The organism is Phyllobacterium sp. LjRoot231 (assembly GCF_964253365.1).
Lineage (GTDB): Bacteria > Pseudomonadota > Alphaproteobacteria > Rhizobiales > Rhizobiaceae > Phyllobacterium.
Map to the genome: position 1 here is coordinate 1,225,420 of NZ_CAXUQT020000001.1, position 22,424 is coordinate 1,247,843.

General features: G+C 57.7%; 18 protein-coding genes. 13 read left to right on the forward strand and 5 right to left on the reverse strand.

Features of this window, described 5'->3' with window-relative positions:
* The first annotated feature begins 4 nt into the window (after positions 1-4).
* Genes ACSQ3H_RS05965 through xylB form a run of 3 tightly spaced genes read left to right on the forward strand, consistent with a single transcriptional unit; the run spans position 5 to position 4,195 of the window.
* Entirely contained in the window at positions 5-1,612 is a 1,608-nt protein-coding gene (locus ACSQ3H_RS05965) for an FGGY-family carbohydrate kinase (RefSeq protein WP_436116200.1), read from the forward strand.
* A 1-nt stretch (position 1,613) separates the two neighbouring features.
* Positions 1,614-2,699 carry an ABC transporter ATP-binding protein gene (locus tag ACSQ3H_RS05970; RefSeq protein WP_436116201.1) on the forward strand — a complete coding sequence of 362 codons (1,086 nt, stop codon included), beginning with the start codon at positions 1,614-1,616 and terminating at the stop codon, positions 2,697-2,699.
* Entirely contained in the window at positions 2,699-4,195 is a 1,497-nt protein-coding gene (xylB, locus tag ACSQ3H_RS05975) for a xylulokinase (protein ID WP_436116202.1), read from the forward strand. The genes ACSQ3H_RS05970 and xylB overlap by 1 nt, the downstream gene beginning before the upstream one ends.
* Before the next feature lie 19 nt (positions 4,196-4,214).
* On the opposite strand, the gene ACSQ3H_RS05980 is transcribed toward xylB, so the two are convergent.
* The 5 genes from ACSQ3H_RS05980 to ACSQ3H_RS06000 form a co-directional block, all read right to left on the reverse strand.
* Positions 4,215-5,069 (reverse strand): sugar phosphate isomerase/epimerase family protein, encoded by an 855-nt coding sequence (locus tag ACSQ3H_RS05980; RefSeq protein WP_436116203.1) that lies wholly within the window; start codon positions 5,067-5,069, stop codon positions 4,215-4,217.
* Between the two features lie 4 nt (positions 5,070-5,073).
* Complete coding sequence (locus ACSQ3H_RS05985) at positions 5,074-6,069, reverse strand: ABC transporter permease (protein ID WP_436116204.1); 996 nt, start codon at positions 6,067-6,069, stop codon at positions 5,074-5,076.
* Entirely contained in the window at positions 6,066-7,061 is a 996-nt protein-coding gene (locus ACSQ3H_RS05990) for an ABC transporter permease (RefSeq protein WP_436116205.1), read from the reverse strand. The genes ACSQ3H_RS05985 and ACSQ3H_RS05990 overlap by 4 nt, the downstream gene beginning before the upstream one ends.
* A complete protein-coding gene (locus tag ACSQ3H_RS05995; protein WP_436116206.1) occupies positions 7,054-8,565 on the reverse strand; it encodes a sugar ABC transporter ATP-binding protein in 1,512 nt (503 codons plus the stop codon). The genes ACSQ3H_RS05990 and ACSQ3H_RS05995 overlap by 8 nt, the downstream gene beginning before the upstream one ends.
* A gap of 82 nt (positions 8,566-8,647) precedes the next feature.
* Entirely contained in the window at positions 8,648-9,637 is a 990-nt protein-coding gene (locus tag ACSQ3H_RS06000) for an autoinducer 2 ABC transporter substrate-binding protein (RefSeq protein WP_436116207.1), read from the reverse strand.
* 235 nt (positions 9,638-9,872) lie between these two features.
* Between ACSQ3H_RS06000 and ACSQ3H_RS06005 the strand changes: the two genes are divergently transcribed.
* From ACSQ3H_RS06005 to ACSQ3H_RS06050, 10 genes are all read left to right on the forward strand, one after another.
* Positions 9,873-10,931 carry a LacI family DNA-binding transcriptional regulator gene (locus tag ACSQ3H_RS06005; protein WP_436116208.1) on the forward strand — a complete coding sequence of 353 codons (1,059 nt, stop codon included), beginning with the start codon at positions 9,873-9,875 and terminating at the stop codon, positions 10,929-10,931.
* A gap of 140 nt (positions 10,932-11,071) precedes the next feature.
* Positions 11,072-11,659 (forward strand): ANTAR domain-containing response regulator, encoded by a 588-nt coding sequence (locus tag ACSQ3H_RS06010; protein WP_436116209.1) that lies wholly within the window; start codon positions 11,072-11,074, stop codon positions 11,657-11,659.
* Positions 11,660-11,667: 8 nt separating this feature from the next.
* Positions 11,668-12,969 carry a CmpA/NrtA family ABC transporter substrate-binding protein gene (locus ACSQ3H_RS06015; protein ID WP_436116210.1) on the forward strand — a complete coding sequence of 434 codons (1,302 nt, stop codon included), beginning with the start codon at positions 11,668-11,670 and terminating at the stop codon, positions 12,967-12,969.
* Positions 12,970-13,324: 355 nt separating this feature from the next.
* Positions 13,325-14,623: a CmpA/NrtA family ABC transporter substrate-binding protein gene (locus tag ACSQ3H_RS06020; RefSeq protein WP_436116211.1), complete on the forward strand. Its 1,299-nt coding sequence runs from the start codon at positions 13,325-13,327 to the stop codon at positions 14,621-14,623.
* A gap of 11 nt (positions 14,624-14,634) precedes the next feature.
* The gene (gene ntrB / locus ACSQ3H_RS06025; protein WP_436116212.1) at positions 14,635-15,525 is read left to right on the forward strand and encodes a nitrate ABC transporter permease; all 891 of its coding nucleotides are present in this window, start codon (positions 14,635-14,637) and stop codon (positions 15,523-15,525) included.
* 10 nt (positions 15,526-15,535) lie between these two features.
* Positions 15,536-16,333: an ABC transporter ATP-binding protein gene (locus tag ACSQ3H_RS06030; RefSeq protein WP_436116213.1), complete on the forward strand. Its 798-nt coding sequence runs from the start codon at positions 15,536-15,538 to the stop codon at positions 16,331-16,333.
* 13 nt (positions 16,334-16,346) lie between these two features.
* Positions 16,347-18,827: a nitrite reductase large subunit NirB gene (nirB, locus tag ACSQ3H_RS06035; RefSeq protein ID WP_436116214.1), complete on the forward strand. Its 2,481-nt coding sequence runs from the start codon at positions 16,347-16,349 to the stop codon at positions 18,825-18,827.
* Between the two features lie 81 nt (positions 18,828-18,908).
* Positions 18,909-19,241: a nitrite reductase small subunit NirD gene (gene nirD / locus ACSQ3H_RS06040; protein ID WP_436116215.1), complete on the forward strand. Its 333-nt coding sequence runs from the start codon at positions 18,909-18,911 to the stop codon at positions 19,239-19,241.
* Positions 19,242-19,245: 4 nt separating this feature from the next.
* Positions 19,246-21,909 carry a molybdopterin-dependent oxidoreductase gene (locus ACSQ3H_RS06045; RefSeq protein ID WP_436116216.1) on the forward strand — a complete coding sequence of 888 codons (2,664 nt, stop codon included), beginning with the start codon at positions 19,246-19,248 and terminating at the stop codon, positions 21,907-21,909.
* Between the two features lie 377 nt (positions 21,910-22,286).
* Positions 22,287-22,376, forward strand: coding sequence for a K(+)-transporting ATPase subunit F (locus ACSQ3H_RS06050; protein ID WP_224510771.1), 90 nt, complete (start codon positions 22,287-22,289; stop codon positions 22,374-22,376).
* Positions 22,377-22,424: the final 48 nt, after the last annotated feature.

The window sequence follows — 22,424 nt, forward strand, 5'->3', positions numbered from 1 at the left end:
AGCGATGAGCCATTTGCTGGCAATCGATGTGGGGACGCTGTCCGCCCGGGCTGGCCTTTTCGATCGCGAGGGTCAGCTTCTGGCAGTCGCGTCGGCGTCATTCAAACTGATCGCGCCGGCAGAACATCATGCCGTCTACCGGATGGACGATATCTGGCAAGCGGCTTGCCGCGCGGCCAATGAGTGCTTGTCGCAGCGACCGGAACTCGCATCGTCCATCGCCGGTATGGCTTTCGATGCGACCTCATCCATTTATATCGAAGCGGAAGGCGAGCCACCTCTCGATGGCGGCGGCGATGTGATCTGCTGGATGGATCACCGGGGTGAGGCTGAAGCGGCGGAGGTCGATGCGACGGGCCATCGTTTTCTCGGCTATGTCGGCGGGTCGCTCTCGCCTGAAACCAATTTGCCCAAACTGCTGTGGATGAAGCGGCATCGTCCGGAGGCTTGGGCGCGGATCAAAGGCGCGCGCGACCTCTGCGATGAGCTTGCGCGCCGTGCAACGGGCGCGGATCGTCACTCTGTCTGCGGGCTCGCGTGCAAATGGCCTTATTTGCCTAATGACGCCGCGCCGTGGTGCCAGGATTTGCTGGACGAATTGGGTATCGGTGATCTGACCAAGCTTGGAAACCTTGGCAAAAAGCCGGGCAAGGTGGGTGAGGTTCACGGCACAGTATCAGCTTTGGCCGCTACATCGCTGGGCGTTCCACAAGGCATACCCGTGGCTGTTGGTCTGATCGATGCGGAGGCCGGAGCGCTCGGTGTTCTTGGTAAAGATTATCTGGCGCGGATGAACAATTTGCTGCCGATGATCGCCGGTACGTCCACCTGTTACATGCCGTTTGCTCAAGACGAGCGCCATATTCCAGGAGTGTGGGGCCCGTTCAAGGATGCGATGTTTCCGGGCTACTGGATGCACGAAGCGGGCCAAAGCCTTTCCGGCACCGCACTCGACGCCGTGCTTGAGCATCATCCGGCAAGTCCGGGAAAACCGTCCAGCGCGCTTCATCTCCAAACCGCCAACCGGATTTTGCAAATTCTGGACAAAGAGGGCGCTGCCTTCGCTGCCTCACGTCATATTGTCCCCGACTGGCTCGGTAACCGGGCGCCCCTTGGTGACGGCCGCGTCCGCGCGCTGGTAACGGGCCTCGGGCCGGAGACAGGGGAGAGTTCCTTTCTTGAAGCCTATTACGCGACGGCGCGTGCGCTGGCCTTGCAGACGCGGCAGATCATCGAGCATCTGAATGCCCATGGACGCTATGCAATCGATAGCGTGGCCCTGGCCGGTGGTCATCTGCACAACCCGCTTCTTGTCCAGCTCTACCGTGATGCGACCGGCGCGAAGCTCGTGATCAGTGACACCAGGGAACCCGTGCTTCTTGGCACGGCAATGGTAGCCGCTGTCGCTGCCGGGTTTCATCCGGATTTGTTTGCCAGTCTGGACGCCATGGCTCCCAGGCAAAAAACCCTTCAAGCCGATCCGCGATGGCAACAGGCGCATGACGCTGCCTATCGCATCTATCTCAAGCTTTTCGATATCAGGAACGAGGTTGAGACCGCCGGCCGCGCGCTTGCAACCTTATTGCCTGTCAAAGAATCCGGAGTTTCCTGATATGTCTTTTCTTCGTCTCGACAATGTGGTCAAGCGCTATGGCGAGCATTCTGCCGTCCAGGGTGTGAGCTTCTCTGCAGAGAAAGGCGAATTCGTTGTTTTCGTCGGGCCTTCCGGATGCGGAAAGTCAACGCTTTTGCGAATGATTGCCGGTCTTGAGGAAATCAGCGACGGCGATGTTCTCATCGACGAAAAGATTGTTACGCATGTGGAGCCCGCACGCCGCGAAGTGGCGATGGTGTTCCAGTCCTATGCCCTCTATCCGCATATGAGCGTCTTCGAAAACCTCGCTTTCGGGCTCAGGATGGTCAAGACCAAAGAGGACGAGATCAAGCGGCGCGTCGCTGAAGCGGCGCGAATTCTCCAGATCGAGATGCTGCTCGAGCGCAAACCGCGCCAGCTTTCCGGTGGGCAGCGCCAGCGCGTGGCGATTGGCCGGGCAATTGTCCGCAACCCCAAACTCTTCCTGTTCGACGAGCCGCTTTCAAACCTCGATGCAGAGCTGCGTACGCAGATGCGTGTCGAGATCGCCAAGCTTCACCGTGCTCTCGGCGTTACCATGGTCTATGTCACGCACGACCAGATAGAGGCTATGACGCTGGCGGACCGCATCGTTGTCCTGCGGGCAGGGCTGGTCGAACAGGTCGGGACGCCTACCGACCTCTATGACAATCCAGCCAATATTTTTGTGGCGGGATTTATCGGCTCGCCGAAGATGAACTTCCTGCCGGCCGTTGTTACCACTACCACGGACCGTCAGCTGACTGTTTCCAGTCCGGCCTTTGCCGGTGGCGCGCTGACGATTGCCACCAAGCGCCAGCATCAGGTGAAATCCGGTGACACGGTGACCGTTGGAATGAGACCCGAGCATCTTGAATTGCGATCCGCCAGCCCGGTGCTGACTTTGAAGGCTGATTTTGCCGAGTACCTTGGCGGCGCCAGCCAGATATACGCCCAGCCTGAAGGTGCGCCGCTAATGACGATCGTTGTCCCGGGCCGCCCCACAATCGCAAGGAACGAGACCCTGCCGATTGGAATTGCCCCGCAGCACATCTATCTGTTCGACAGCCAGGGCCTCGGAATCTGATGGCAACTTTTCTGGGCATTGACGTTGGCACGTCCTCTGTCAAAGCGGTTCTTGTCGATGAAAATCAGAGACTGATCGCAGAGGGATCCGCTCCCATTGAAGTCTTGCGGCCGCGACCCATGTGGTCGGAACAGAACCCGGATGATTGGTGGAACGCTGCTCAGAAAGCTGTCGGGCATGTCCGTGAAATAGCCGCCACCGGTTTCCTTCAGCTTCAATCAATCGGCCTGTCGGGCCAGCAACACAGTGCGACATTGCTCGATGGGCAGGGCTCGGTTCTGCGCCCCGCAATTCTTTGGAATGATGGCCGCTGCGAGCGCGAATGCGCTGAACTCCTGGAGCGGGTTCCGGATTTCTTTGCCCGCGCCTCCAACACCACAATGCCGGGCTTCACCGCACCCAAGCTGCTCTGGGTAGCGCGGCACGAGCCCGAGATATTCGCGAAGATCGCTAAGGTGCTGTTGCCCAAGGATTACCTTCGATACCGCCTCTCAGGACATTACGTGTCTGACATGTCGGATTCGGCGGGAACGTTGTGGCTCGATATCGGACGGCGTGCCTGGGACGACGTTCTGCTGCAGGGCGGCGGCATGAAACGATCCCAGATGCCGGATCTCGTCGAAGGGTCCGAGGTGTCCACCCATCTCTCTGCCGAGGTGGCCGCCTTATGGGGCCTCACGGGGCGGAAAATCCCGATTGCAGGTGGCGGTGGAGACAACGCATCCTCCGCGGTCGGGATTGGTGCTGTTGGCGCGGGTGACGGCTTTTTGTCACTTGGAACCTCCGGTGTCCTCTTCGTATCGGCGGACCGCCTGGTCTCTCTGCCGGAGCGCACACTGCATGGTTTTTGCCATGCCTTGCCGCAACGCTGGCATGGCATGGTCGTCGCGCTCTCGGCCGCTTCGGCACTGTCATGGCTCGGAGCACTCACCGGCCACGGAAATGATGTCGTCGGCCTCATCGAAAAAGCGAAGACGTTTGCATCGGAGCCGGCACGCCGCGAGGCCGCGCCGGTCTTTCTTCCTTATCTGACGGGCGAGCGGACGCCGCATAACGATCCGAATGCAACTGCCAAATTCGACGGCTTGCGCGCGGAGCACGATGTAGGGGCGCTGGCCTATGCGGTTCTCGAAGGTGTCGCTTTTGCTCTTGCAGATGGACTCGACGTGTTGAGAGCGGCCAATGCCGCGCCCGCTTCCTGCATGCTTGTTGGCGGTGGTTCGCGCAGCGCCTACTGGAACGGCCTGCTTGCCGATGTCCTGGGATTGTCGCTGGATTTGCCTGAGGGCGCCGAGATTGGCGCGGCGTTCGGTGCTGCCCGCCTGGGAATGGTGGCCGCAGGCGCAGGAACAGTCGAGGCGATCTGCCGGAAACCGGCTATTCGTGCCCGTTTCGAACCTCACCAGGATGACGCGGCTCTGTTCAACGAACGGCGAGCACGCTACATCGATATGTATCCTTCCGCAGCGGGACAAGCTCCCGGCCGGCTTGGTTAACCGGCCGGGACTTTTTATGTCAGATGAGTCCGTATTGCTTCGCCTTGTTGCGCAAGAAGGGCAGGCCGTTGCCCATGACTTCTTCCTCGTCCTTGGCGACGGGACGCCACACGGCAAGACCGTAGGCGACTTCCGGCGGCATATTGATGAAACTTTCCATCGCCAGTCCGCCCTTGAAGCCGATGGCAGCGAGCGCCGCATATATCTCGTCCCAGGGACAATTACCGTAACCCGGCGTTCCCCGGTCACTCTCGGAAAGATGGATATATTTCAGATGTTCGCGCGCATCCAGAATGCCGTTGGCCGCGCCCTTTTCCTCGATGTTCATGTGGTATGTGTCGAGATGAACGAAGATATTGTCGGCGCCGACGCGCTCGATCATCTGCACTGCTTGCCAGCCGGTATTGATGAGATGGTTCTCATAGCGGTTAACCGCCTCGACTCCGAGCTCGATACCGCGGGTCTTGGCATGTTTGGAGGCCGCAGTGAGCACCCGGGCGATATTCTCATATTCGCCTTCCGTCGGGGGTACGCCGGTGCGTTCACCGATGCCGCCAAAGATAACGCCTGAAAGTGCTACTGCGCCCATCTCAGCGGTCTTGTCGATAGCAACCCTAAGGTGCTCGATTGCCGCGTCCGGACGAACTGAAGCCCATGCCGATTCTGGCAGACCGAGCGAGCAGACTGCCGGCAGCTCATGCTTGTCCAGAAGCGCGCGCGTATGCGCCGCGTCGACGGCGGGGGCGTTGAGAAGTGCGATCTCGATGAAATCCATCTTGTATTTGACCGCCGCCGCTACGGCTTTCTCGGCCCCGGCGCGATCCCAGTTCATGGTCCACATGCTGGTGTGGACGCCAAATCCCTGAACAGACATTTTCCTATCCCTTGCTACGATTAAAAGTGATGAATTGAGCGGCGAGCCAACGCAGGATCATGACGGCGATCAGGAGAATGCCCCAGACCGCAGTTGCCAGATGCTGATTGGCCCCCATGAGGTTCAGCCCCGACGAGAGAAGCTGAAGAACGACCAGTGCCACGAACACCGGGATCACGCGCCCGAAGCCGCCGAACGGATTGACGCCGCCGAGGAAGCAGGCGAGCACAGTGATCAACAGGTAGGACTCACCGTGCCCAACGCGCACGGAATTGAAGCGTGCCAGCATGATGATGCCAGCCACTGCGCACATGGCACCGGACAGCGTGTACACCAGCACGATCACCTTGCGCGTGTTGACGCCGGAATAGCGCGCCGCCTCGATGTTGGAGCCGATCATGTAGGTGTTGAAGCCAAGTTTCATCCGCGTCAAAAGCACGTGCCAAACGAGTACGCAGGCGACAAAGATCAGGAGCGGTATGGGTATTCCGAGAATGCTGCCATGGCCGATCGGCTGCAGGAAGGCAGGGAAACCGGAGATGTCGCCGCCGCGGGTCAGGAATTCGCCGAGACCGCGAACAAAGATCATCATCGATAGTGAGACGAGGATCGGATGAGCGCGCGTATAGGCGATCACGAGGCCCATTACGACACCGGTCGCAGCGCCGACTGCCGTGGCTAGGACGCAACCCAAGGCGAATGAGGCCGTGCTCGCGTCCACGCCGCCATTGGCTTGAAGCACCCAGGCGACTGTCAGACCGGCCAGGTTCGCCGTAAAGGTGATTGCCAGATTGAGGCCACCGGTCAGCACCGGAAGCAACATCGCAAGCGTCAGCAGGCCGAGTTCAGGAAGCTGGAACGCTACAGATCCGAATGTCGCAGTACTGAGGAATTGCGGGGAGGCGAGACTGAAAAACAGCATTACTGCTACGAAGGCAAAGCCCGGCCCCGCCATCTCGGGCCCAAAAAACTCTTTGATGCGAACCGCGGCGGCATTCATCGGCGAGCTCCTTGCATGAACGGCAGCAGTTTTTCCAGGCTGGTATTCGAGAGCGTTATAGCGACGAGGATGATGGCGCCGACGATCATCTTGAAGGCGAATGGCGATACGCCGAGCAGGTTCAATCCATTCTGGGTTATGGCAATGAGGAGGACGCCAAGGACGCAGCCGAGAACCGATCCCTTGCCGCCGCCAAGCCTTGCGCCGCCAAGGACGACCGCCGCCAACACGTCGAGCTCGCGTCCGTAAAGGGCGTTGGGCACGACCTCCTGGGCATAATGCGCCTGGATCAGGCCGCCGATCCCTGCCATCATTCCGAGCCAACCGAAAGCGATGAATTGCATGGCACCGATATTGATACCGAAGCGGCGCGCCCCTTCCGGATTGTCACCAAAGGCATAGAGCTGCCGACCAGTCGTGGTGCGGGTAATGAGCAGCCATGTCGCAATGACGCAGATCGCCATGACAAGTACGGGCAAGGTTATTTCCGCCCATGTGCCGTCGGCCATCTCGTGCTCGAACAAAACCACCCTGTCTGTCAGCCAATCCGGCAGATCGTAGATCGATACACCCTGCGTGAAGAACATCAACAGTCCGAAATAGATGTTGAAGGTGGCGATGGTGGCGACGATGGAGATGATCCGGAATCGATGGATCAGGAAGGCGTTGAGCGCTCCAAGCAATATGCCCAAGCTGCCGGCGATCAGAAGCCCGCTTATCCAGCCGCCTCCGCCAATGTGGCCGAGGATCAGGGCAGTGACGTATTGGACAACGGATGCGGCAACCGCGAACGAGATGTCGATGCCGCCAGCAATGAGAACGACGAGGAGCCCAACAGCGAAAATGATATTGACCGAGCTCGTGTTAAGCAGGTCGAACGCATTGCCCAAAGAAAAGAAGCTGTCTGTGGCGAGCGAAAGAACCAGGCAGATGGCAGCGATGACGGCGAGCAGCGCGAATTCCGTCGCGTGGGATTGAACGAGCTTACGCATAGACGGCTGCCTCGATTTCTTCAAGGGTAGAGGACCGCGGATCGAACCATCCCGCTATCTTGCCCTGTGCCATGTGAAGCACCCGGTCAGCGTTGAAGTAGACTTCCGGTACCTCGTCCGAGATCAGGATGATGGCGAGGCCGCTCTCGGCGAGTTTGGCGACAATTTCAAAGATACCTGCGCGAGCCCCGACATCGACGCCGACGGTTGGCGCATCAAGAATGAGCAGCTTCGGATCCGTGGCCAGCCATTTGGCGATGGCGATCCGCTGCTGGTTGCCACCGGACAAGGTCGAGACCGCGTCGCTTTGCCTGCCGATCTTGACGCCGAGATCAGCAATCCAGCGGCCGACCAATTGCCGTTTTCGTTCGTCAGATAGTAGCCCGCCGGACTTGATGCGATCGAGAGACGCGATCGCCAGGTTGTCAGCAATTGACTGCGGCTGGATCAGCCCAAGAGACAGCCGGTCCTCTGAAAGATAGGCGACTCCCGCCTCGATGGCTTTGCGATTCGACGAAAAGCGGACTGGCTTCCCGTCCAGCGCGACGGTACCAGACCGGGGCTTCAGCATGCCGAAGATCGACAGCGCGAGCTCTGTCCTGCCTGCACCCAAGAGCCCGGTGATACCGAGTGTTTCGCCGCGACTGACGGTGAATGAGATGTCTTCGAACTGGCCAGGGCGCGATAGGTGTTTGACCTCAAGCACGACCGATTTGTTTTCCACAACCTTAGCCCGCACCTGCTGGTCGAACGATTTGCCGGTCATCAGCTCGGTAATGCGCGACTGGGTCATGCCCTCCACCGGATAGACGCCGACCAGCGCACCATCGCGCAGCACGGTGAGACGATTGGAGATTTCCAGCACTTCCGCCAAACGGTGACTAACGAAAACCACAGCCACGCCGGAAGCTGAAAGGGAACGGACAATCTTGACCAGATGATCCGTCTCGGACTGCGTCAGCGAAGCAGTCGGTTCATCCATGAAAACGAGCTTGGCTTCGCCAACAAGCGCACGGGCGATGGCCACGATCTGACGCTGGGCGATCGAATATTCCTTCAGTGGCGCGTCGACATCAAGGGCAACGCCAAGGCGGTTCAGGGCCTTGACGGCGATTTCACGCATATGGCGATAATTCACAAACCGCGGCCAGCGGCCGATCACGGTATGAAAAGCAATGTTCTCGGCAACCGTCATCTCTGGAAACAGCGCCAGATCCTGCCAGATCACCTGAATACCGCCCGCCTGTGCGGTGACCGGAGACATATGAGAATAGGTCTGCCCGTCATATTCAATGACGGCACCGGCCTCCGGGCGATAGACGCCGGTTATGATTTTGATGAGCGTACTCTTGCCGGAACCATTTTCGCCGGCGAGGCAATGCACCTCGCCGGGCAGCACCTCGAAGCTCACATTCTTGAGCGCCTTGATACCACCGAAGGTCATGTTGATGTTATGCAACGACAGGAGCGGCTTGGCGCCACCCGTGCTTATAGCTTCAACCATTGTGATATGCCCGTCAAAACTGAAATTTGAAGCTGCCGGACCAGCCTTGGCCGCTCCGGCAGCAGGAAGGATCCGCTACGGATCAGAGGCCCATTTTTGCCAGGTCGCCGACGGTTTCCTTGTTGATGGGTACCAACTGGTCGACGATGATGTTGTGGTTCTCGAAATCGGGGTGGATCACACCCAGACCCTCGATATTATCGCCATCCTTGATTTTCTCACCCTTCATGAGCTTGTCGGCCAAGGTGACGAACACTTCGCCGGCCTGCTTCGGATTCCACATGAAGCCGCCGGAAATGGCATCGGACTTGATGAGTTTCTGTCCCTGGCCCGGCGAGAACGGTCCAAGCACGAAGATCTGGCCGGTCTTGCGGCGCTCCTCGACAGCACGTCCGGCGCCGATCGGACCCTGGCTGCCGAAGGCGAGGAAGCCCTTGAGGTTGGGATGGGCCGAAATAAGGTCAAGCGCGGTCGAGCGGCTCTTGTCCACATCTTCGGCAACGCCATAGCGATCACCGACCAGCTTCATGTCCGGATAGTTTTTCTTGATATATGCATTGGCCGCGTCAGCCCATGCATTGTGCAGCGGAACGGTCAGCGATCCGACGAAAACGGCATATTCGCCCTTGCCGCCCATCTTTTCCGCGAGAAGCTTGGCATGCGCTTCACCAAACCCGGTGGAGGAGGCGAGCTCGAAGTCCCAGTCCGCGCCTTTCTGGCTTGGCGACTCGTGGGTAATGACGATGATGCCCTTTTCCTTTGCCTTGCTGAGCACTGGCTCAAGCACCTTGGCATCGTTCGGAACGACGCCGATAACCTTCACACCTTGCGCAATCAGATCCTCGATGGCGCGTACCTGAAGTGCAGGATCGGCGCTCGTCGGACCTACCATGAAAGCATCGACACCGATCTTTTTACCTTGTTCCTTAATGCCGGCATCCATGGCGTTGAACCACGGAATGCCACCGATCTTGACGACGACACCGACTTTGCCGCTGTCGGCGGCAGTTGCCGCAAATGTGGCTGCCAAGGACAGTGACGCTGCAAATGCAGCGATTAAAAACTTTCTCATATGAATTCCTCCTCCATTTTGCTCCCCACGGGAGCTTATCATCCAACTGGCGAGCGGGCACATAGAGAACTAAAATGGCCCGGAACTTCCCGCTTTCTCAGTCACCGCCTCCTCGCGGCATCTAAATGCACCATCACGGTTGCATATTTGCACAATCGATGGTGCAATGAATATCAGTCAGTTTTAATCTTTCGTCAAGCGGAGTTTGGCACTAAGACAACCGCAGGAGAACGGGATGGAACATCAACCGAAGAAAAAGGCGACGATCTACGACCTGTCGGTTCTTTCCGGAAGTTCGCCATCGACGGTCAGCGCGGTTCTCAACGGTACTTGGCGCAAGCGGCGTATCAAGGAAAGTACTGCGAATCTGATCCGCGATCTGGCGGAAGAACATCAATACACCGCCAACCTTCAGGCGCGGGGCCTGCGCAGCTCCAGATCCGGCCTTGTCGGCCTTCTCCTCCCCGTTCACGACAACCGCTATTTTTCATCGATGGCGCAGACGTTCGAGGCTCATGTTCGCAGCCGCGGGCAATGCCCTATCGTTGTCAGCGCCTGTCGCGATCCTGAGGAAGAAAGGCGAACAGTGGAAACGCTGATTTCCTATTCTGTCGACGAGCTGATCGTGGCTGGCGCTACTGATCCCGACGGCGTTCATGCCGTCTGCATCGCGTCAGGCCTCAGGCACGTCAACATCGATCTGCCGGGCACCAAGGCTCCGTCCGTGATCAGTGATAACTATCAGGGTGCGCGTATGCTGACGGAGGCCATAATCCGTCATTTCACCGACGATCTTAAGCTCGGGCCCGATGAACTCTATCTGTTCGGCGGGCGTGATGACCATGCGAGCCGGGAACGTATTCGCGGATTTCGCGCCATCAAGCGCGAGCTCATGAAGAGCGACTCTGACAAATGCATAGAACCGACCGGCTACTCGCCCAATATGGCGCAGATAGCGTTCGAACGTTTCTACGAGCGGGAAGGGAAGCTGCCGCGAGGGCTATTCATCAATTCGTCCATCAATTTCGAAGGACTTTTGCGTTTCATGGCCCAGCACCCGAACGAAGCGTTTCTGGATATCGTCGTCGGCTGTTACGATTACGATCCTTTCGGGTCGTTCCTGCCGTTTCCGGTTATCATGATCCGGCAGGATATCGATGGGATGATCACGAAGGCTTTTGAAATTATGTCCGAGAGCCACCCCGCAGTGCAGACTTATCTCATTCAACCGGAGCTTGTACCGCCACGAACCGCGCTCAATGGACCTCTCGACGCTATCAAGGACATAGCATAGACGTTTAAAGCGACGCTCTTCTCACTGAGGCCAAACGCAGCTTCTCCGCCGCTCTTAGGAGCGGTGTTATCCGGCCGTTGTTTCGTCGGTGTGGCCTAATGTAGCATTGCACAATATTCGTGCATGCGCAAAATTAAGGCATGAAGACAGCCCTCTCTATCATGATCTTCGACGAAAACCGTATCCGCGCCTCTATCATCGAAGAGGGCCTGCGGGAGGCTGGGCATGATCGGGTGGTGGTGCTGCATGATATTGTCGGACTGGCGCGCCAGATTGAAATCATTAGCCCGGACGTCATTGTCATCGACATCGAAACGCCAAACCGTGACATGCTGGAGCATTTGTTTCAGCTGACGCGTTCTGTCCGCAAACCGATTGCCATGTTCGTCGACCGGTCCGACACGTCATCGATAGAGGCGGCGGTGGAGGCGGGTGTCTCGGCCTATGTGGTCGACGGCCTGAAAAAAGAACGTGTGAAGCCCATCCTTGACATGGCGGTCAGCCGCTTCAGGGCGTTCAGCCGGCTGCAACAGGAACTGGCAGACGCCAGGAGCGCGCTTGAAGAACGGAAAATCATTGATCGCGCCAAGGGTATTTTGATGAAATCCCGCAAAATATCGGAAGACGAGGCCTATGCGCTTTTGCGACAGACAGCCATGAACGAGAAGAAGAAACTCGCCGATATCGCGCAAAGCGTCGTCATGGCGGCAGCAATTCTGGGAAGTTAGGAAAGACCATGAGTTTCATCCGGACCGGGATTGATCAAGGCAACAGCGACGCGCGCGGCAGTGGATTGTCCGGGCCTGCGGCGATACGAAGCGAAGGCGCCAAACTGGTTCGTGCCGGGTTTATTCCGCTGGTTGATGCTTGTGTACTGATTGCTGCCGCGGAGTTCGGTTTTGCGGCGCGTGAAGGCATCCAGCTTGATCTGGTCAAGGATGTCTCTTGGGCCAACATTCGTGACCGGCTGGCATTCCGTCAATTCGATGTCGCCCATATGCTTGCGCCGATGCCAGTCGCTTCGGCGCTTGGTCTCGGTTCCAATCCATCTCCAACGATCACGCCCTTCACACTTGGGCGAGGCGGCAATGCCATCACCCTTTCGCTAAATCTTTATCGTCGGATGCAGTTCAAGGCTGAGCTAACGGGGCAGGAAAATTCCCTGGCCAATGCGAAAGCTCTCAAGCTGGTGATCGAGGACATGCGGCAACAGGGTGAAGCACTCCCGGTTCTGGGCATGACCTATCCATTCTCGTCGCATAACTACGAATTGCGTTACTGGCTGGCGGCCGGCGGCATCCATCCCGACCAGGACGTGAAACTCGTCGTCGTACCGCCGCCCATGACATCGGATGCACTGTCGGCGGGGTTGATCGATGGGTTCTGCGTCGGCGCGCCGTGGAACATGGTGGCTGTGTCGCGCGAAGTCGGGCGCATCGTTGCTGTCAAGGAAGATATCTGGCCTTCAAGCCCCGAAAAGGTCATCGGCACACGGCCGGAATGGGCGGAGCAGAACCCTGAAACATTGTCCCGACTGATAGTCGCGCTGGACCGCGCTGCCGCCTGGTGCGACTTCCCGGATAACAGACATGATCTGGCGCAAGTCCTTGCCGAACAGCGGTATCTCGATGTGCCGTTCGATATCGTTCACCGCGTCCTCATGGGTAGATTTACCACCGATCCCGATGGAACAGAGCGGACTGTTCCCGAGTATTTCACCTTCCATCGGGACGGGGCCAATTTCCCGTGGATCAGTCACGCGCAATGGATTTTCAGCCAGATGGTGCGATGGGGACAGGTCGCCTATTCGCCGGAAGCCCATCGGCAGGTCACTGCAGCCTTCCGCCCGGATCTTTATCGCAAGGCGCTTGGAAGCCGTGCCGATATCCCCGTGGATGATATGCGTATTGAGGGGAACACCAAGAATGACGGGTTTATCGATGGCGCCGTCTTCGATCCACGGAATATTTCGACATATGTAGCGGGGTTTGAAATTCGAAATACGGGTCCAGGGTTGGACGATCATAGCGAAATATAAGGATGCAACTATTTTGTGCTCTGCACAATAAATTCGCATCCTGTTCATGCAATTGCATAAATCTAACGCTTTGATCCCTGGTGCTTGGTGTTGTGCCTTTGGCAAACCAATTAAAACATCTCTGATATTTCAACCAGTTATTCTTTTTATACAAAACTGGCACGCCGCTTGCATGAATAATTCTGTTCCGTCAATGACGACAGGAACCATAAGCACCGACATAGGGTGCTATCAAAGACACAGACGTCGCTCGGCGAGTTCATTCAACCGGTCCATTCCGGGAATGAGCTCCATCCAGCGGCGTTTTTTATTACTCAACGGCTAAACACGCCGAAGCGTTTCAGGGGAAAATATCATGAAACAGATTTTGTCGACGAGCATGCCAAGACGGAAACTTCTCAAAGCAGGCGGAGCGCTGGCGCTGCTGGCCGCTGCGAAATCGGCCTTTCCCGCTGGCGCTTACGCAGCTGCTGCGGGTCCTGAAACCACTAAGGCAACCCTTGGTTTCATAGCGCTCACCGATTCCTCGCCGTTGATCGTTGCGAAGGAGAAGGGCTTCTTCGCCAAGCATGGCATGCCCGACGTGGAGGTTGTCAAACAGGCTTCGTGGGGCACGACGCGTGACAATCTCGTGCTTGGCTCTGCGGGCAACGGCATCGATGGGGCGCATATTCTGACGCCGATGCCTTACCTCATCAGCACAGGCAAGGTGACGCAGAACAATCAGCCCTTGCCCATGGTCATCCTCTCGCGCCTAAATCTCGACGCCCAGGCGATTTCCATCGGGTCCGCCTATGCCGACCTGAAAGTCGGAGCCAATTCCGGTGTTCTGAAGGAGGCATTTGCCAAGAAGAAGGCGGAAGGCACTGCGGCAAAGGCCGCAATGACGTTCCCCGGCGGCACGCATGATCTGTGGATACGCTACTGGCTTGCCGCAGGCGGCATCGATCCGGACAAGGATGTCGAAACCATCGTTGTCCCGCCGCCGCAGATGGTTGCCAACATGAAGGTCGGCACGATGGATTGCTTCTGCGTTGGAGAACCGTGGAATGCACAGCTCGTCAATCAGGGCATTGGCTACACGGCGGTCAACACAGCAGAAATCTGGGCCAAGCATCCGGAAAAATCCTTCGCCATGCGTGCTGACTGGGTCGAGAAAAATCCTAACGCCACCAAGGCTTTGCTCATGGCAGTGATGGAAGCCCAGCAATGGGCCGATGACATGGCGAACAAGGATGAGCTCGCAGCAATCGTCGGCAAGCGGGCTTGGTTCAATGTTCCGGCTACGGATATCGCCGGACGGCTCAAGGGCGACTACGATTACGGTTCGGGACGTGTCGAAACAGCCAGCCCGCATCTGATGAAGTTCTGGCGCGACCACGCTTCATATCCCTTCCAGAGCCATGAAAAATGGTTCCTGACCGAGAATATCCGCTGGGGCAGGTTTGCGCCGGATACGGACATCGCCGCGCTGGTAAGCAAGGTCAATCGCGAGGATCTCTGGCGCGAGGCCGCAAAGGAGCTTGGCGTCGCTGCTGCCGATATTCCTGCATCGACGTCGCGAGGTCCCGAAACTTTCTTCGACGGCAAGATCTTCGACCCGGACAACCCGCAGACCTATCTCGCCAGCCTCGACATCAAACGCTTCGCTTGAAGGAAACCGGCATGCCAGCCAACCCTGTTCGCATACCTTTAAAAGAGCCACAAATACCGGCAAAGCTCGTGGCGTTTGCCGCGCCCCATAAACCTGCCGCCCGGCGGGCTCTTCCGAAATGGCTTTCCTCTCTGGCAGGGCATGTGGTGCCGCCGCTGGTAACGCTCGTGTTCCTGCTCGTACTTTGGGAAATTCTTTGCTCCTCGCCAACGGCGAGCGTTCCGCCGCCGTCCCGCGTCGTCTCCGAAACGTGGGAGCTGATCGCTCATCCGTTCTATGTCGGGCAAGGCGTCGACCAAGGCCTGTTCTGGCACATCTTTGCCAGCCTCAAGCGGGTGGCGCTCGGCTATTGTCTGGCAGCCTTTGCTGGTATCGCACTTGGTACCTTGGTCGGGCAGAGCGAATGGGCCATGCGCGGTCTCGATCCGATCTTCCAGGTCCTGCGTACTGTGCCGCCGCTCGCATGGCTGCCGCTATCCTTGGCCGCTTTCAAGGACGGCAACCCATCTGCGATCTTCGTGATCTTCATCACCGCCATCTGGCCGATCATCATCAACACGGCCGTTGGTATCCGCAATATTCCGCAGGACTACCAGAACGTCGCGAAGGTCCTGCGCCTCAACCAGTTCGAATACTTCACCAAGATCATGATCCCCGCTGCGGCACCCTATATCTTCACGGGCTTGCGTATTGGCATTGGCCTGTCCTGGCTCGCAATCGTTGCGGCCGAAATGCTCATCGGCGGTGTCGGGATCGGCTTCTTCATCTGGGACGCCTGGAACTCATCGCGCATCAGCGACATCATCCTCGCCCTCATCTATGTCGGCGTCGTTGGCTATCTCCTCGATCGCGCGATTGCCTTCATCGCCAAATCCGTCACCCGCAACACCGCAAGCACATAAGGAGACGATCATGTCAAAATCCTATCTCTCGCTTGAACAGATCGACATGGTGTTCAGCCGTGGTGGCACGAGCACGCAGGTGTTGAATCAGGTTTCGATGACCGTCGAAAAAGGCGAGTTCATTTCGATCATCGGCCATTCCGGCTGCGGAAAGTCGACCCTGCTCAATATCGTGGCCGGACTAACGAAAGCAACGCGAGGCGTGGTTTTCCTGGAAGGCTCTGTTGTGGACACACCGGGACCTGACCGCGCTGTAGTGTTTCAGAACCATTCGCTACTGCCTTGGCTGACCGTCTATGAAAACGTCAAACTGGCCGTCGACAAGGTGTTCTCGGCTACAAAGAGCCGGTCCGAACGGCATGAATGGACCATGCGCAATCTTGAACTGGTGCAGATGGTTCACGCCAAGGACAAGCGCCCGTCGGAAGTGTCCGGCGGTATGAAACAGCGCGTCGGCATCGCCCGGGCACTGGCGATGGAGCCGAAAGTCCTGCTGCTCGATGAACCGTTCGGTGCGCTCGACGCACTGACGCGTGCGCATCTGCAGGATCAGGTCATGCAGATTCATACGGAACTCGCCAATACGGTGCTGATGATCACGCATGACGTGGATGAGGCGGTGCTGCTTTCAGACCGCATCGTCATGATGACCAACGGACCGTCGGCCAGGATTGGCGAAATTCTGAATGTGCCGCTCCTTCGCCCGCGCCGTCGCATCGAGCTCGCGTCCGATGCCACCTATATCCGCGGCCGCTCGGCAGTGATGAAGTTCCTCTACGAGCGTCATCGTCTTGTGGAGGCGGCATAAAATGGGGGCAATCATGCAGAAGCAAAAACTCGTTGTCATCGGCAATGGCATGGCGCCAGGGCGTGCGCTCGAACATCTGCTTGAACTCGCTCCCGACGCTTACGACGTCACGATTTTCAACGCGGAACCGCGCGTCAACTATGACCGCATCATGCTGTCACCGGTACTTTCGGGTGAGAAGGAATTCGAGGAAATCATCATCCATGGCGATGGCTGGTACATCAAGCATGGCATCACGCTTTATAAGGGCCATAAGGTCATCAACATCGACCGTGACGCCAAGACCGTTACCTCCGATGCTGGCACGACCGAGCCTTACGACAAGCTCCTGATCGCTACCGGCTCGGTGCCATTCATACTGCCTCTGCCCGGCAAGGATCTTCCTGGTGTTCTGACCTATCGCGATCTCGACGATGTCAATGCCATGTTGCTCGCTGCGCAAGCGCGGGCAAGGGCTGTTGTTATCGGTGGAGGCTTGCTTGGTCTCGAAGCTGCTGCTGGGCTCAAATCGCGCGGCATGGAGGTGACGGTGCTGCATGTCATGCCGACACTGATGGAGCGCCAGCTTGATCCGGCAGCCGGTTACCTTCTGGAAAAGGCGGTTGAGGGGCGCGGTATCAAGGTCATTACAAAAGCCAATACCAAGGAAATTATAGGAGACAAGAAGGTTGAAGGCGTTCTTCTCGCCGATGGCACTGTGCTGCCCGCTGATCTTGTGGTGATGGCGGTCGGTATCCGGCCAAATGCCACTCTCGCCAAAGAAGCAGGGGTGGAGATCAATCGCGGTATCGTCACGGACGCCGGGATGCGCACGTCGGATCCCGATATTTTCTCTATCGGCGAATGCGCGGAAGTGGGCGGCCAATGCTACGGGCTCGTTGCTCCGCTTTATGAAATGGCGCGGGTGGTGGCGGCGCAGCTTGCGGGTGATGCCAATGCCGTTTTTGTGCACAGCGAGACACCGACCAAGCTTAAAGTTACCGGCATCAACCTGTTTTCCGTCGGCGATCTCGGGGAGGGGGACGACCGGCAGGAAATCGTGCTGCGCGATGCGGCTGCGGGCGTCTACAAGCGTCTTGTCCTCAAGGATGACCGCATCATCGGAACAGTTCTCTACGGCGAAACCTCCGATGGCGCCTGGTTCCATGATCTCACCAAGAAGCGCACCGATATTTCGGAGATGCGCGACACCTTGATTTTCGGCCAATCCTATCAGGGAGGGTCCCCACTGGACCCTATGGCGGCCGTTGCAGCCTTGCCAGATGATGCAGAAATCTGCGGTTGCAACGGCGTTTGTAAGGGCAAGATCACAGGCGCGATCAGCGCCAAAGGGCTGACGTCGCTCGACGATGTGCGTGCACATACGAAGGCGTCCGCCTCCTGCGGAAGTTGCACCGGCCTTGTAGAACAGCTTCTCTCGTTGACGCTCGGCGACGCATACAACCCTTCGGCCGTTACGCCCATGTGCAGTTGCACGGATCTCGGGCATGATGACGTACGCCGCCTGATCGTCGCGAAGAAGTTGAAGTCTATCCCGGCGGTCATGCAGGAGCTTCAGTGGAAAACCTCCTGCGGCTGCGCCAAGTGCCGACCTGCACTCAACTATTATCTCGTGGCTGACTGGCCGGATGAATATGCGGATGATTATCAGTCGCGCTTCATCAATGAACGGGTCCACGCCAATATCCAGAAGGACGGAACCTATTCGGTGGTGCCGCGCATGTGGGGCGGGGTGACCAACTCAAAGGAACTGCGCGCCATCGCCGACGTGGTCGACAAATTCGACATTCCTGCCGTAAAGGTCACGGGCGGTCAGCGCATCGACATGCTCGGTATCAAGAAGGAAGACCTTCCTGCCGTCTGGGCTGACCTTGGCAAAGCCGGGTTTGTCTCAGGACAGGCCTATGCCAAAGGCCTGCGCACGGTGAAGACGTGCGTAGGGACAGACTGGTGCCGGTTCGGTACGCAGGATTCCACGGGCCTCGGCATCCGCATCGAGAAGTTCATGTGGGGCTCGTGGACCCCCGCCAAGCTCAAAATGGCGGTATCCGGTTGTCCGCGCAATTGTGCGGAAGCCACCTGCAAGGACATCGGCATAATTTGCGTGGATTCCGGCTTTGAGATCCATTTTGCCGGAGCTGCAGGTCTGGATATCAAGGGCACGGAAGTCCTCGGTCTGGTCAAGACAGAAGATGAGGCGCTCGAACACGTGGTGGCGCTGGCGCAGATGTACCGCGAGCAGGGCCGTTATCTCGAACGCATCTACAAATGGGCGAAACGCGTCGGTCTCGATGAGATTCGCCGCCAGATCATGGGCGATGCGGACAAACGCAAAGCCTACTTCGACCGGTTCGTTTTCAGCCAGAAGTTCGCGCAGGTAGATCCCTGGTCGGAGCGTGTATCGGGCGTCGATAAACACGAATTCCAGCCGATGGCGACTATTACTGCGCCGCGCGCCCCTTTGGGACGCGCAAAGGACGCAGTAACATTATGAATCGGCGCATAATCCTTTCCAAAAATCAAAGGCGATTTTTGGGGTTATGCGCTGGCTATCCACAGGCAGCGGAGTGAAACCATGAACGATTGGATCGAGATCGGAACGATCAACGATATTCCGCGCCGTGGCGCACGCTGTGTGAAAACACCCCAGGGCAAGATCGCCGTCTTCCGAACCATGGAAGACCAGATTTTTGCCATCGATGACCAATGTCCGCACAAAGGTGGTCCGTTGAGCCAAGGCATCGTGCATGGGGCGTCGGTGACCTGTCCGCTGCACAACTGGGTGATTTCGTTCGAAACCGGCAAGGCACAGGGAGCCGATGAAGGCAGCGTGAAGACCTTTGCGATCAAGCTCGATGGCGACCGGATATTTGCCTTGCTTGAACGCGTCCCATTGGCAGCGGAATAGCTGCATGCATGAATCTCCCAAAACCGTTCGCACCACCTGCCCCTATTGCGGAGTGGGCTGCGGCGTGCTCGCCACAAGGGAGGAGAGCGGAGCCATCGGCATCGCGGGTGACCCCCATCACCCCGCCAATTTCGGGCGTCTTTGCTCGAAAGGCTCCGCTCTTGGCGAGACCGTCGATTTGGAAGGAAGATTGCTTGAGCCGCAGATCGACGGTGAGCCTGCAAGCTGGGATACGGCGCTCGATCTGGTTGCTCACCGTTTTTCTGAAACGATCAAGCAGCATGGACCTGACAGTGTAGCATTCTACGTGTCCGGCCAGCTTTTGACTGAGGACTATTATGTCGCCAACAAGCTGATGAAGGGGTTCATCGGCTCGGCCAATATCGATACCAATTCGCGTCTGTGTATGTCTTCTTCGGTAGCCGGGCATCGCCGTGCCTTTGGCTCTGACACGGTTCCCGGGAATTATGAGGATCTGGAGCGCGCCGATCTCATCCTTCTTACCGGCTCCAATCTTGCCTGGTGCCACCCGGTTCTTTATCAACGCATCGCCGCCGCCAAGGCCAAGCGCCCGCAAATGCGCGTTGTGCTTATCGATCCGCGCCGCACCATGACGGCAGATATCGCCGACCTCCATTTGGCAATTCGGCCTGACGGTGACACGGCTCTGTTCATCGGCCTTCTTGGCTATCTCGCCGCGCAGGGAGCGGTGGATCGCCCTTATGTCGATCGATACACTTCGGGGTTAGAGCAGGCTCTCGCAATCGCCAGCAGCCATGACCTGCGCAGTATCTCTGCCCGGACCGGCATTTCGCCCGAACAATTGCGCGAATTCTTCACCCTCTTCACGCAAACCGAACGGGTCGTGACGGTCTATAGTCAGGGCGTTAACCAGTCGGCCAGCGGTACCGATAAGGTCAATGCAATTATCAATTGCCATCTGGCGACGGGTCGCGTCGGCCGTCCCGGTATGGGACCGTTTTCCGTAACTGGCCAGCCCAATGCAATGGGCGGGCGCGAGGTGGGTGGGCTCGCCAACATGCTGGCGAGCCATATGCATCTTGAAGATGAAGAGCATCGTCAGCTGGTCCAGGATTTCTGGGCTTCACCAACCATCGCGTCCAGACCGGGACTGAAAGCCGTCGACCTTTTCAATGCTGTGCGAGCCGGAAAGGTAAAGTCACTGTGGATCATGGCGACCAACCCGGTCGATTCAATGCCGGAAGCGGACCTGATAGTGAAAGCGCTGAAAACCTGCCCCTTCGTTGTGGTTTCCGACATCAATGCGGTAACCGACACGACACGCCATGCGCATGTACTTCTCCCTGCTGCGGGTTGGGGCGAAAAGGATGGCACGGTCACCAACTCCGAGCGGCGGATCAGCAGGCAGCGCCCTTTTTTGCCTTTGCCGGGCAAGGCAAAACCGGACTGGTGGATCATTGGTCAGGTGGCCAGACGCATGGGTTTTGCCGATGGTTTCTCCTATGAAACCCCGGCGCAAATCTTTGCTGAACATGCCGCCCTGTCCGGACACAAGAATCGCGGCAGCCGCGATTTCGACATCAGCGCACATTCCGCCGTAACCGACACGGACTACGACGCCCTTTCGCCATTTCAATGGCCGCAGGGCAGCGGTGAGACCGCGACCGAAAAGCGCTTCTTTGCGCAAGGTGAGTTCTACACGCAGGACCGGCGTGCCCGCTTTATCGCGGTGCGTCCGGCGGACGATGAAGCCGCCGATCCGCGCTTCGCCTTTACGCTGAACACCGGCCGTGTCCGCGATCATTGGCATACGATGACGCGTACGGGAAAGAGCGCCCGTTTGTCTGCTCATTTTGCAGAACCATTCGCCGAGATAAATCCGCTGGATGCTGCTGATCAGGGTATCGGTGATGCCACTCTGGTCAAGCTGCAAAACGACCACGGCGTAATCATCGTCCGGGCGCTGCTGACAGACCGGCAGGTGCTGGGCAACATCTTCGTGCCCATGCATTGGACCGGGCAGTTCGCAAGCAAGGCGCGGGTGGATACGCTTGTAACGGCAAATGTCGACCCGGTTTCCGGTCAACCAGCGCTCAAAATGGCGCGGATTGCCGTCAAACCCTTTCACGCTGGCTGGTATGGTTTTGCAGTGCTGCGGCGAAAACCTGATCCGCGGGAGGACTATTGGGCGCTGGCCAAAACAGGGGGTGGCTACCGGCTGGAACTGGCTGGTCGAGAGAAACCAAGCGATTGGAGCTTATTCGCCCAGCACCTGTTCGGGATCAGTTCCGATATGCCGTTACTCGCTTACCACGACGAACGGGAGGGTCAACATCGGATTGCCGCGTTCGACGATGATCGGCTCGTCGGCGCCCTCTATGTGGCACGCGACCCCGTCATGGTTTCGCGCAGCTGGGCCAGCGAACAGCTGATGCAGCAATTTTCAGGAGCACATCAGCGCTTCCAGCTTCTTGCGGGGCGACCGGGCAAGGACATGCCGGACAAGGGTGCAACAGTTTGCGCATGTTTTGTCGTGGGTCGGAACGAGATTGCAACGGCTGCCATGAATGGTTGCCGGACCGTAGAAGCGATCGGAATTGCGCTCAAGGCTGGAACCAATTGCGGTTCATGCCGTGCGGAAATCAGAGACATCATCAATGCAAATATTATCGAGGCAGCAGAGTAACCTCTTCCGGCATTTCATTGAGGCATGACAGGGTAGTCTCGTATCGAACTATCTCAAGCAAGGGCTGTAATATGCGGCGCATTTCCTGCGCAAAGAGCTTTACCGGGCCGGCGTTAGCGAATTTCAAATCCTTATAGTTTTTTTATTTCTTTTCCGTGTGTCCCGTCTCGAACTTTTATGGTGTTCCGAGCCATATTCCACGCGATCATCGAGCCTGACAGTACCGCCCTATCGCCTAGCAGGTTCGCCATTTATGCAATCAATAAAAGGAGTTCTATCGATGGACATTCTTGTTCTCGCGATAGGCATTTTGTTCTTCGTCCTCTCGCTGGCTTACACCAAAGCCTGCGATAATCTGTGATGGCGAGGATCAGCAAATGACTATTGACTATATTCTCGGCGGGGCTGTGACCTTGTTCCTTCTCGTCTATCTCACCTACGCCCTCGTTCGTCCGGAGCGCTTCTAAGAACCCTTTGCCAATCCATCCTGATGGACATCTGCTGTGGCTTTCTGC